9 protein-coding genes are annotated in these 12,580 nt (G+C 56.3%); all 9 read right to left on the minus strand.

Annotated elements, in window-relative coordinates:
• Positions 1-4: 4 nt before the first annotated feature.
• The 9 genes from NST69_RS23545 to NST69_RS23585 are packed head-to-tail and all read right to left on the minus strand — an operon-like array spanning position 5 to position 12,579.
• Positions 5-1,945, minus strand: coding sequence for a YcaO-like family protein (locus tag NST69_RS23545; RefSeq protein WP_342547270.1), 1,941 nt, complete (start codon positions 1,943-1,945; stop codon positions 5-7).
• A complete protein-coding gene (locus tag NST69_RS23550; RefSeq protein WP_342547271.1) occupies positions 1,887-3,254 on the minus strand; it encodes a hypothetical protein in 1,368 nt (455 codons plus the stop codon). Before NST69_RS23550 ends, NST69_RS23545 begins: the two co-directional genes overlap by 59 nt.
• Positions 3,235-4,335, minus strand: coding sequence for a hypothetical protein (locus NST69_RS23555; protein ID WP_342547272.1), 1,101 nt, complete (start codon positions 4,333-4,335; stop codon positions 3,235-3,237). Before NST69_RS23555 ends, NST69_RS23550 begins: the two co-directional genes overlap by 20 nt.
• Positions 4,316-6,895, minus strand: coding sequence for a lantibiotic dehydratase (locus NST69_RS23560; RefSeq protein ID WP_342547273.1), 2,580 nt, complete (start codon positions 6,893-6,895; stop codon positions 4,316-4,318). The genes NST69_RS23555 and NST69_RS23560 overlap by 20 nt, the downstream gene beginning before the upstream one ends.
• Positions 6,896-6,914: 19 nt before the next feature.
• On the minus strand, positions 6,915-8,078 hold the full coding sequence (locus tag NST69_RS23565; protein ID WP_342547274.1) for a M20 family metallopeptidase: 1,164 nt from the start codon (positions 8,076-8,078) through the stop codon (positions 6,915-6,917).
• The gene (locus NST69_RS23570; protein WP_036732404.1) at positions 8,062-8,787 is read right to left on the minus strand and encodes an ABC transporter permease; all 726 of its coding nucleotides are present in this window, start codon (positions 8,785-8,787) and stop codon (positions 8,062-8,064) included. Before NST69_RS23570 ends, NST69_RS23565 begins: the two co-directional genes overlap by 17 nt.
• Complete coding sequence (locus NST69_RS23575; protein WP_209872394.1) at positions 8,784-9,644, minus strand: ABC transporter ATP-binding protein; 861 nt, start codon at positions 9,642-9,644, stop codon at positions 8,784-8,786. Before NST69_RS23575 ends, NST69_RS23570 begins: the two co-directional genes overlap by 4 nt.
• Before the next feature lie 41 nt (positions 9,645-9,685).
• Positions 9,686-11,524, minus strand: a complete 1,839-nt coding sequence (locus NST69_RS23580) for a YcaO-like family protein (protein ID WP_342547275.1) — start codon at positions 11,522-11,524, stop codon at positions 9,686-9,688.
• Positions 11,521-12,579, minus strand: a complete 1,059-nt coding sequence (locus NST69_RS23585; protein ID WP_342547276.1) for a hypothetical protein — start codon at positions 12,577-12,579, stop codon at positions 11,521-11,523. Before NST69_RS23585 ends, NST69_RS23580 begins: the two co-directional genes overlap by 4 nt.
• Position 12,580: the final 1 nt, after the last annotated feature.

Consider the following 12,580-nt stretch of genomic DNA (forward strand, 5'->3'; position numbering starts at 1 on the left):
CTCCTTATGGAAAAGGATGCGGGTCGGGGTTGACCGTAAAATCCTTGTCCAGCCCCCGCCGCTCTCTTTCCCGGATTAGCCTTTCCTTAATCACGCGTCTATGCTGCTCTCCGAACGTCATGGGCATCATGCCGGGAACCAGCACCTTGGCCGCACGGTAACCGAAGTCCGCCACTTCATCCGGAGTCACGTCGGCTATATACAGCTCCCCGTAACGGTCAATGACAGCAGCGGCCAGCTCCTCCAGATCACCGGCCAGATCATCATGAGTGAAGCGGCCTCCAGGGTCATAGGCATCGGGGTACAGCTCCTCCAGGGATGCCTTCTGCCGCCCATCTCCCCGCAGTACAAAGTCCAGCGCCTGGACACAGTTGCTCTCGCTGGCATAATACAGAACATGGTCTTCGAATTCAGTAACCGCCCCGGGATTGTTCACAAGCTGCTGCGCCCGTGTGTATGCACTGCCGCCTTCCTTCAGCTCCGCCGCATAGATAGGCAGCGAGGTGATAACCTCCATCGCTGCGGATTCCACCGCCTTGCCGGGAATGACATGGGCGGCGGCGGCATTATAGGCCTTCATGACAGCCCCCTCGCGCGTATCGTACGCCAGCGCCCATACACTGGGCACCTTAAGCTCCATTGAAATATCGAAGAAGCGGATCTGAATACCTTCCAGCTCCAGGAAATATATAAGCTGCTTCAGCGCCTCCAACGGACTGCCGGAAATATCGATCTCCCGTAGGGGAAGCCGGTTATACCAGGCGCAGAGGAAGTTATCTCGTTCAATGACCTCGAATAGACCATGCAAGGCCGCCTCCTCCCAGGTGCTGCCCAGTGCCAGGCCGTTAGAGCTGTCATAGACGAACCGGTTGGTTCCTCTTCTAAAATGTCCGTCCGCGAAGTACACCAGCTGCTCCGGCACCAGTACTTCCCTGTGCTCCCTCATTGAGAACACCGGTGTCCAGTACACAGGCAGACTCTCCTTGTAATGCTGCAGTCTGTAGGCCGGATGCGCCATGGTCTCAGCATCGTGAAGACCGAACACAGCAGGGTTCACCGCCTGCCCTGAGAGCTGCTCATAGGAGAATCTCTCTGCCGCAGGCGCGGTCCGGTCACACATTCCGCAATACCGCTCCAGGGCTTCAAGCACCGCAAGCTTCATGGCCTCCGGCCTCCGGTAGGCCCGGCCGAATCCGGTCTCAACATAAGCTGGTCCTATCCGCAGCTCCATTCCGCCGGCTTCAATATAGGAGGAGCGCAGTTCACGGTAGCGGTGGGTGATCGTTCCGCCATCGGGATCATACCACTTGCGCAGGATAGCCTCTGTATCCAGCTCTGAGCGCATCCGGTAGGTGCGTCTACCCTGCTTCACCGTATCTGCCGTCTGCCGATGACGCGGGACAGCCACGGATGGAGCTGCCGCCGAGCATACGGGACAGCCTTTATGCTTCCGCAACAGATAACCTTCCGCGCGCAGGGCATCCCAGTGGATATGCTCAACATGGCCTATGTAGCGGTGAAGACGGTCCGCCGCAAGGAGGGCGCCGCGGATACAATCGGCAGCGAATCCGGCTGCCTGCGGTTGAGCCACGTACTCTGTCTTCTCGCCATACAGCAGCGGCAACAGTCCCTCCCTTCCGGTATCCTTATATTTCTGCTGCAGGCAGGCCATGCAGCCCCCGGTGTCTGCCTCATGATACAGAGGACCCACAAGCAGCGTGTCCAGCAAATAATGGAAGAAGAAGACGCCGCCCGGACCGGGAACCTCCCGGTAGAAGGGACTAAGGTCCTCCTCCAGCAAATGATCCAGGATGACGAACAGCACGGAGCTGTCTGCTACAACCCGCTCATCCGTCAAGCGGTAAGGGATCTTCTGCTTCTCCAGCTCAAGAACAACTTCCCGCAGAAACAGACTGTCCGTCCGGTATAACATGGCTTCCTTCATGGCCTCTCTCCTCCTTTCGCTGCACATGCAAGATGGTTATTCCCGTATTCTCCAGAACCGGAATCAACAGCTCCATGCTGCTATACTTGTCCCGGAATGCTTCTGTCAGCCCCTGCTCCGGCGGCTCCACCGGTGCAGCGCTCATCCGCTCATCTGCGGCATATGGGCTGGAAACGCGGATACCATTCTGCTGCACCTGAGCGTAGAACCGGATTAACACTGCCTGAATGGCCTCCTGCTGAGATGAAGCGCAGCAGCCGTCTGTCCAGGCGCTTCCTGCCCTCCCGGCAGCAGCACGATATGCGCCGACTCCGGGAATCCGCTCTACATAGATCTCAAGCTGCTCCGCTTGTGGAACGAAACGGCGGATCATAGCCTGAATCCGCGTATTCCCCGTGAGCTCCGCGAAGGCAAGCTTCCGGCCTTCCAGCACTGCCGGGCCTCCCGCAGCTTCCCATGCCGTGAAGAGCTGCTCGGTCTGCCGTTCCAATCTGTGCTGCCGCCCTGCCGTAACCAGCCATTCTCCGGGCGGGCCGGGATGAACCTGATTCAGCAGCCGCTCCAGATTGCGGCAGGAGGCGCGGACGATCTGCTCTGCATTCCCCTCGCCGCTATGGTAGCTTCCGTCAGAAGCGGTGGCTATTTTATAGGGAATCTGCAAAAGATCATTTCCATGATACACAAAGCTGTGCACAAGCTGATTCTCCAGACGCTCCAGGGCATCCAGGCATGAAGTCCAGTCCACAGCCTCCGCCGGCTCCGCAGGATCACTCCGCGTTTCTCTGACTGCTGTCCGCAGAACATCGGTCAGCAGCCGCTTGGGCTCAACCACAGTTTTGGCCCCGCCGAGGTCAATCTGAATGACGCGTTTGGCTGCCTGTGCTTCCTCGTCCTGAAGGCCGTCGCAGGCCGCAGCTATACTTTCTGCATAGCTAAGCAGAAGGGGCTGAGCCATTGCACTTTTCCACTGCGGATTGCCTTCCTCCACGGCAGCAGTGATCTCCAGTTCGTCACCTGGCGTCAGATAGCGCAGCAGCAGCGCTTTGTCGGGAGTGATCACCCGCAGCTGCCATTCTCCGCGAGGCGTAAGAGTACCGTCCGAATTCCCGCCAGAAGACGCAGAGCGCTGCTCCCCGGGAAGCAGCCGCGCCGCCAGCGCCTCGTCAATCGGCATCCAGTTTGCGGAGCGGTCACCGAACACGGCCTCCTTAAGCTTCCGGGCGGTTTGCGGGTTCGCTTTTAGCTGGTGCAGCCCCTGCTTGCCATATAGATACAGCCGCTCCTCCCGTCTAATGAACCAGTGTGTCATGTTCACTCTCTCCCGCCATCTTCATCTCCAGATAACTGTAAGCATCCTTCCAATCCATCCCGTAGCCTGATTCCACACTCTCGGAGGCCACGCCGGTGATGCGCTGCTTGCGCAGAGGTGAGATTTCCAGCATCGGCATTAAGGAATACAGGACAGCGGCTACGAACCGGTAGACGACGAACCCTTTATCGTGATAATGCTTCAGGAAATCGGGGTTGGAGAAAAAGGTCTGATGAAACGTACTGACCTGATCATGGCGTTCGAAGAAATCATCGCCGTAATACAGCTTGTCATGCACCAGCTCTCCCCGTTCATACGCCTGCTCCAGCATCGTCCACAATGAACTGATGAAGATCCGCAGCCGCCCAAAAATAAACTCCCGCTCAAACCGGCCCTCGGTAAAGCTCTGCACTCCGCTTGCTATAAATTCCTTTTCGGTATCCGTCCGGCCATGCAGAGCTTCGTGTATTCTGGACTCCATCCTTTCATCTTTTCTGAATTCGGCCAGCTGGGTTTTGAAATATTCAAAATTGGAGCGGAGCGACAAATATCCTATCTTTAGCCCCCCTGGACTGTTGCTGCCGGTAATAAAAAACATCTTGGCCGCCTCCACGTTCTGCCTGTCTTCAGGCAGCTCCACCCAGGACTCATAAATATCCGCAATCAGCCGGCTCTTGAGCAGCTCAATGCTGTAATTCACCTTGGCGCTGCACAGCGGATTGCCGTGGGTCAGCATGCTTCCCACCTCTACCGTCACCTCACCGTCACGGCGAAGCGGCAGGAACGTCCCGGAATACTCCTCCATTAGGGCAAGCTTATTCACCATACGCTCGTATTTCACGTATTCATCCTCAGACCGTTCTCTGGAATACCGCTCCGCATGACGGCGGATCAGATCCTCAAGCTGCGGATTGGCATTAGAGGCGTCCAGCGTAACTTTAAGATGGAACCCGTAGACCCAGCTTTTCTGCAGAATGAGATTCTCCAGCTTCGAGGTCTGGACGAACGACAGGATGGACCGGACCAGTAAGGCAGTCGCTTTGCTGTCGTATAAATAACAATTAATAGTTCGCAGCTGCATATTCCTCTTCCCCTCCGCATGTAATTTCGTAGGTATACTCCAGCACATGATCAAGCTCCGTGTCCGCCACCGGATACTCCTCTTCGATTAAGAGATGTTCTCCCTTGGCCGCAAGCTGCAGGAATACCTGGAAGAGCAGCGGCGAGGATAAATTAATGAATTGCGGCTTGCGTTCTGTCGCCTCTGAAGCCGGTTCTGTGCTTGTGCTGAACGGCCTGGCGAAGAACCGGGTAGGAATACCGTTACTATCACAATAATCAATGGTGCTCTTCCAGGCTGTGAAGCGTTCCTTCTCACTGAGCGCTCCCGATAAGGCTGAAGTGCTGAGCAGCCACTTCTCCCGGGAAACCATCAGTTCATGTTCGCCCAGCCAAATCCGGGGAACATGGATAACCGTCTCATCCTTTCCTCCTGCCGGCTTCAGCCTCTCACGCAGAACCAGCTCCCCAAGGTCAAAATAACTAGTCCCATGCGAGGACAGGATATCGAAGGTCGTCAGAATTGCCGGGGCGGCTACCAGCACCAGCGTACCCAGAAATTGCGGACGCACGGTGTTACCTGTCGTAGGATCAAAGAACTCAGGGCTTTCCGTGGAGGGATTGTACCGGAACCCCAAATCCAGCCATGAGAGGGACTGCCCGCTCTCGGTCATAGACTGAATGGGCAAGGCGATCTCTTTTTGCACCGTTCTCTTGCGGATATTGGCATTGAAGCCGAAGGTATTGCGGATATCTGCCACCTGATTCCCATCGAAGCATTCCCGCAGATAAGCGGCGTATTCGCTGCCGGAGTCCTTCAGATACTTCAGAAACCGGGCGAAATAAATCGAGAACCCCTTATACATATGGTTCAGTACCATACGTTCCCCGCTCTCCTGTACAAAAAACGAGTGTGAGAGCAGGCGGTCCCCGAGCACATCCTGAATCTCACGCTGCCAGGCTGCTGTCTGTGTATCAGAGAGGACAATCTCATCCTGCGCTGCGGCTTCGTTCAGGAATCCCGTCAAGCGGCTGGCGATATTGTGCAGACGCTGAGTCTTCTTATGGCTGAATGCTTTATCCCAGTTGAACAGTCCGGAGGTCTCCTTCAATAACTCCGGGTCCGAGAAGAACACCTGGGCCATATCCCGGAGTACCCTTGAAGCCTCCTGCGAGTTCGCGGGAATGTAACTTGTACCGTAATGGCTCTTGAAGAACTCCCCTGCGGCGAACTGCATCTTAACGACCGTGTCGAAGCACATCATCAGCCATTGGTAACGGGATAACTGGGCCAGCCGCCCTTGCCGGCCTGCATAGTCTTGGGTCTGCACCGTCTCATCAATACCGTCAATATACAGCAGGCTGCGGCGGGGCATCGGCTCCAGGCCGAACAATGCAGCCAGCGCTTCGGCACACTCATACAGGCGATCCGTAGCTTCCATATCCAGCGAGTCACTGAATTGTCCGGTCAGGGCGTTCAATTCGTGCAGCAGCGGAATACACGGGTGATCTACACCGTAGCGTTCCAGCTTCCGCAGCAGCTCTTCAGGCAGATTGCCAGCTTGCTCGTTCAGATAGTCAGTCCGCTCCAGCACCCCATTGCTGATCAGCTGGCGCAGGGTATTGTCTGCCTGTTCGCCGGAGACACCAAGAGTGTTGAGGAGCTCCCGCATGGCCGGATAGGCGAGCACCTCCACCTCCTTAAGTCTCCCGAACAGCTTATGCAGTGCTTCACTGGCGCGCAGTGTAACAAGCCCCTGTCTCGATTTATACAATTGGCGTTCACCTTTGGTGTTCTGCAGCACAGTAATATAATATTTCCCCTCGAGCTCCACGCAAGTGGCATTCAGGCGGTATTCGAGCCGCGTAATCCACTCCGGCTCAAGAAACAGCTTGTCGTAGATTTGCAGGATCAGCGAATCATTCAGCCGGGGATAGAGCCGCTTGGCGCCTGTCTTCCTCACACCGCTGAAGTTTCCGATCCCGGAGTAGGTGAGATTAGCGAAGGGACTAGTCTTCATGCTGGCCCGGGTCAGAAATTTAACCAGGGTATAATCGAGCTTGCGCAGATTCCGGTCATGCTCCTCAGCCGGAGTCCGCAAGTATTTAGCCAGCTTGGCTGTTATCGCACTGTTTACAAACGTCAGGGCATCCCGCAGCTCCCGGTCCTCCAGATAAATTCCCTGCAGCCAGCGGCGGTCCGCTGCGGCAAGCGCCTCGAATTCCTTCTGTACCTCTTCCATCCGTTCCCGTTGCTGCTGCCGCAAGGCGAATACCTGCCGGGTCTCGCCGCGCAGCTCTTCGGTGAACAGGGCTTCCACTTGGCTGTACCGCTTCTCGGCGCTGGCTCGCTCATTGAAGAAGTCACGCTTGAACCGGATCGCCTCCATCCGCTCGTCATCCCGCTCCAGGCTGCCGATCTGCCGCTGCATTTCTTCCGTGATATCAGCCAGTCGCAGCGCCGGTTCGCCCGCGCTTTGCCGCACCGCTGTATACCGCCCGCTAAGATTCCCCATATACTGGGCTACATATCTAAGCGGGAAATTGGTTTGTCTGTACATATAAAGGGGTGCTACCCGCATCTTTCCCACTCCTGTCTATTTATTCGGTGACCCTCCGGGACCGGCCGGCCTGCCCGAACATTTGAATAATGGCCTGATAACTGTTGAGTCCAAACAGCAATGCATTCTCGTCAATGTCAAAAGCTCCGGTGTGAACGTTGTTATTCTCCCGCACATAAGCGCCGATGAAATAATAGCAGGTCTTGACGCCGGGCAGTTCCCTGGCATAGAAGGCGAAGTCATCGCTGGAGAACAGGAACGGCGCCTCCAGCACCTGCTCCCTGCCAAACCTGGTACCCAGCAGCCGGGCCGTAAGCCTGGTCAGCGCCGGATCATTCAAGCAGCAGGGATACTCGGAAATAATCCGGCTGTCCAGAATCCCCCGCACCTGAGAGGATGCGGTTAGGGCATCCATTAGCTGCCGATACCCGTCCCGGAGTGCGTCCGCTTCCGCAGAGCGGATTGTAAGATACAGCTTCAGCCGGTCCGGGATCACATTATAGTAGCCATTCGTTTCCACATGCGTGATCTTGCAGAACTGCCCGGCTGTTTTATAGGCCTCCTGGAAATGCTGCACCTCGGCGATCACCCGGAGAACATCCGGCTGGTCAGAAGCATGGCCGGAGGCCAGCTCCAGCAGCAGCTCCGCGTTCAGGCAGCCTGCCAGGGCAAGGCCGGGCCGCAGGGAGAAATACCCGGCATACAGATCCGGTGTGACATGAAGCGAATACAGGTATTCCAGCTTCTGCGCCCGGAGCAGGGGAATGAGCTCCCGAGCTCCCGCCATCACTTCCTCGGCCGCCTGAAAGATAAAGCGGCAGTTCACAGCCGGTGCGCTCCGGTCCACCCAACGGATGAGCTGCAGCAGAATGGACATATGGGCATCATGTCCGCACGCATGGCTTAGGCCGGGATGCACGCTTCGATAAGGAGCATCCGCTTTGGTATCCTCAACCGGCAGGGCATCCAGCTCTGCCCGGAAGCCGATGACCGGTAATCCGGCGCCGCCCTGATAGGAAGCGATGATCCCTTTTTTCGACGAATGCTCGATTCTGATCCGGGTGGTATACCTAACAATGTAATCCTCAATGTATGCCCTCGTCTTCTTCTCCTGCCCGGCAAGCTCAGGGATGCGGTGCAGTTCCCTGCGGGTCCTCCGCAGCTCCTCCAGCTCACCGGCGCCTTGCTTAAGCGACGATTGCATTCTTTTTGTAGCGGTAGACTACGAGAGTTACGATCAGCAGCAGCCCGATGTTCAGCGTCATCATCAGAATACTTTGAAGGGCATCGCCTCCGGTATAAAGGGTCTTAACCGCTTTGCTCAGATAATAGCCCGGGAAGAAGCGCTGGATATGGGTCATGAAGCCCGGAACCGAGAATCCCAGATCATTCGTGATGTTCATGGACATGAAGCCCAGGTACAGCGGGAAGGAGATCGATTGCAGCGACACAATGTCCAGCAGGAAGCCGAGAATCAGGCCGAGGAAAATATAATATAGACTGGAGTACAGCGCCAGCAGCTCCATCTTCAGCAGCACCGTGTCCATTCTCAGGTGGAAGACAGCGGCGCCAAACGTGATGATTACCGCCGCGATCACCACATTCAGGATCAGTTGAACCAGAGCGGTGACGAAGATGAACTTGCCTGGCGAGTAAGGGGTGACGGTGTAGATGCTGCCGATATAAGACTTCTCTTTGGCCACCCGGGTGCTCAGCGTATTCAGTCCGCTGCCCGCTGTTCCGAACAGGGTACAGAATACCGCCAGATAAGTAATAAACTCCCCTTGGCCGTGATCAGGCTTCACGAAGGCATTCAGAGCAAGGAAGAACCCAAGCGGCATCACGAGTGTGAAAAATACAAACCTCTTGTTACGCAGCACCTTGAGAATTTCATAGCGGATAATTGTAATCATGCCTGCATCACTCCTTCTTCATAGTGGTCATAGATTTCACGGTAGCAATCCTTCACTTCCTTAAGCCGTTCTTCATAAGGAATCTGCCGCTCCTTCAAGACATCCACAAGCCGGGATTGCTCCGCCGGATGAAAGACATACAACCTTCCATCCTCCACCAGACCGCCGAACCGGCGCTGCAGCTCCTCTGCTTCCTCTGCTTGCGCGGGATGGACAACGAGGATTTTCTGGGCATTCAGATCCTCCTTGCTTACAACCGCAGCGACCTTCCCTTCTTTGAGAAAAATAAACCGGCGGCAAAAGTCGTTCAGCTCATCCAGATGATGTGAGGTTACGAATATGGATTTGCCCTGCCCCTGCAGCTCCTTGATCTTGCTCCAGAACATTCTGCAGGCGGTAACATCCATGCCGACCGTCGGTTCGTCCAGGAACAGCAATTTCGGATTGGCTACCAGAGAGAGTGCGAAAGACAGTCTGCGCTTCTGCCCGCCGGACAGGCTCTGGACCATACTGCGCGTCTCTTGCACCAGATCCCCAGCCTTAAGCAGCTCATTCGTATCCACCTTGGATTTGCTATAGCTCTTATGCAGTTCAATCAGCTCCTTGACCCGCAGTCCATCGGGGAAAAGATCCTTTTGCAGCATCATTCCGACATCCTTGTGGTTATCGAAATGCCGCTCTATGACCCCGGCATCGATACTGGTAAGCCCTAGAATAGAGCGGATCATCGTCGTCTTGCCCGCCCCGTTCGGTCCGATTAAGGCGATACTCTCGCCTTCCGCCACATCAAAGCTCACTCCGGCCAGCACCTGCTTATCCTTGAACCGCTTCTCTACAGCTTCTAATTTCAGCAGCATTTGCAAGTTATTCTCCTTCTTTCTGTTATCGTTTATAGTGTTCAGGGAAAGGGATGTGGCGCCTGGTTGACCTCCGCCGAATCCATCCCCCAGTACTGTGCAGCCTGCCGGATGCGCCGTCCGCAGAGCATCCGGCCTGGTTCACCGAACCACATCGGCTGCATCTGAGGTACAAGCACTTTGACCGCCTCCAGTCCAAGCGCCTTGTAGCCCTCTGGTGTCTGACGGACGATGAACGCCTCGCCGTAATGGTCCGTCATCCGGTTCAGCAGCGCTGAGGTTTCTTCCGCCAGATCAATCACCGTATGCTGAAGCTCCCCGTAGAACCGGGCAAACCGCTCGCGGATGCTGTATTGACCGCCGCCATTCAGGAAGCTGAAGTGATGCCGTTCTTCCTGAAGGAAATAGAGAATGGGATGATCCTCGACCCGAAGTACCCCTTCATGGCGGATGCGCCGGGCTTTCTCACGGATCTCTGCGGCATGAGTGCCGTAGTATTCCAGCGCCAGCAGCATTTCTTCCAGCGCCGAGAGGATGGCCTTCTCCGGATGGGGGTGGGCACCCGCCGTACTGTAGGCAGCGAACTGGTTCTCAGTCTGTCCCAGACAGAGGGCCCAAATGACAGGAATCTCTGTCTCCATCGTGATGTCGAACAGCTGCACGGTATACCCGAGCGCCGTAAGCCGTCCGGTCATATAACGGATCTGTGCATTCTCTACCGAATCCGGCAAGATCTCGGGCGGTGAACGCCGCAGGTACCAGTGGTTCAGGAAGGCATCCCGCTCAATCAGCTCCAGACAGGCATAATAGATACCGTCCAGCAGGGTTATGCCCAGGGCATTTCCGTTGGAATTGCCTTTGTAAATCCTCGGCCCGGCTGGATACCCGTCATCCGGCTTATAATAGGCCAGGCATTCCGGGACATACACTGTGCCTTGCCGCTTCCAGTCAAAGGCAGGTATCCAATTCAAGGGCAGCTCCTCCTGGTAAGCTGCTATCTGTCCGCTTCCCTTCACCGCATCGGTGAACAGCAGCGGATCGATGACTGTCTCCCGTTGCTGCAGGCTCCGGGTGCCGGATCTGACACTCAGCCCTTCCCGGCCGCGCGGGTGCATTCCCGCATAACGTTCCAGCGTCTCACACCTCGACTTTAGCTCGCTGGCTCTATAATCCGTTGAGCTGCCTATGCCAAGCTCATATTTCTCCTCCCTATAGATTCTGAAGAAGCTGGTCAGCGAAAAGAAGGAACGGGTATTTCTATCCCTGTAGATCATAAAATTGGAATCTGCATTGCCTGGCGCGAATACGGCATCGCATACCGCAGTAGGCTGAGCCCGGTATGAATCGCCATACCGGAACATCGGTTGCCGTTCAAACGCCTGGCGGATTAGGGCGGTGTCGTCCTCCGGTTCAGCTGCGTCACAGTGCTTACAACGGTGTGCAGGCCAGAAGGAGTACCTGCGGACATTGCCGCCGGGTTCCAGCCGGTAATAGTCGAGCACGCCGGGCACCCCGGTCTGCCGGAGCAGCAGAGCCAGACATTCCTGCACCAGCTCTTCATCCACGCTGTAGCTTCCAATGAGCTCACTCCGGCCTTCATCCCCGGGCAGCCGCTCATTCGCCCTAAGGTTCTCGTTCCTCCGTTGCCCGAAGCAGGACGGACAGCCTATCCCGCCCGGATTGAATATAGGCCCGGCAAGCACTTCATGAACATCCACCTGCAGTAGCGCAAATCTCTCCTCGCGGGGCCAGACCCGCTCCCTGCCCGTCTGGTGAGCGTAGGCTATGAAGCATAGCAGCCGTTCCCCGCCGAGCTCAAGAACCACCTGTTCCTCCAGGCGGTGCACCGCCTGATCCAATGTCGTTACTGCTGTCTTCATCGCCGTTCACCTCCTAAGAGAGAGAAGCCGTATCTGCGGGACAGACCGTCCTCATACCGGCAAAGCGCACCATAGCCCGCTTCAGGAAAAGGGGACGGGTAAGGCCTGGCGGGATCACTATCTCCTCTACGAATCTGGTTCCATACCCGGAATACCGCGTCTTCCAGGTCTTCACCGATTGCGTTATACCGCTTCCCCTCGTATTCAGCCTCTATGAGATACACAATCATGAGGGCTTGTAACTTCTTATATCTGACCTGTGAAGGAAGCGGCGGCTCCGTATCCGGCCAGAAGGCAAGGCGGCCTGAAGCCAAATCCCCCTGCTCCAGTTCTTCGGCATCCCCGGCTCCCTGGCGGTTCAGGTAATGCAGGTAGGCGGCCTGGTCGGTTAACCCCGGCGATAGCTGACGATAGCTGTAGCAGTGCTCCAGCAGATAGGCATACAGATCCTCCAGTACCCGGCGTTTGCTGGGTCCGGCGAAGCTCACCGCCCGGCCGCCGGCATCAGCGTCCAGCCTCCAATAACGGTCGAAGCGGAAATCGATGCTCTTGACCACTGCGCTTACCAGCTCCTGTGAAAGAACCCCCTCGTCAAAGGCCGCCTCCTGCAGATGCTCCAGCAGACTGCATTGAAGCGGGCAACATTCGGCATGAGCTACTTCAGGCAGAGACTGGATGGACTGAAGTCCGAAGGCATCTAATCTGACCAGCTTATTACCGGTATACTTCCCGGCTCTCATAAAGGCAGGAAGCGGGAATCTGAACCGGCTTGCTGCAGGATACTGTAAGCCCAGACAGCGTGGACAGACTCCGGCGGACAGAATGACCCGGTCACCCAGTTCATACGCATCTGCCTCTGTGGCCATCTGCTCTGCTCCGTTCAGCTTGTGCCGGAGATCCGCCAGCCGCTGTGCTGCGGCAGGAGACGGCTGCGGATGTGTGAATAACCCGACAAGCTGCTCATAACCTGCCGTTTTGAGCCTGATCCTCCTTTTGCGGCCAATGACTTCAGTACCCTCTTTAGCTTCCAGAATACGTACCGGTTGCTCGCCCATC

The organism is Paenibacillus sp. FSL P2-0089 (assembly GCF_038595095.1).
Taxonomy (GTDB): Bacteria; Bacillota; Bacilli; order Paenibacillales; family Paenibacillaceae; genus Paenibacillus_AQ; species Paenibacillus_AQ silagei.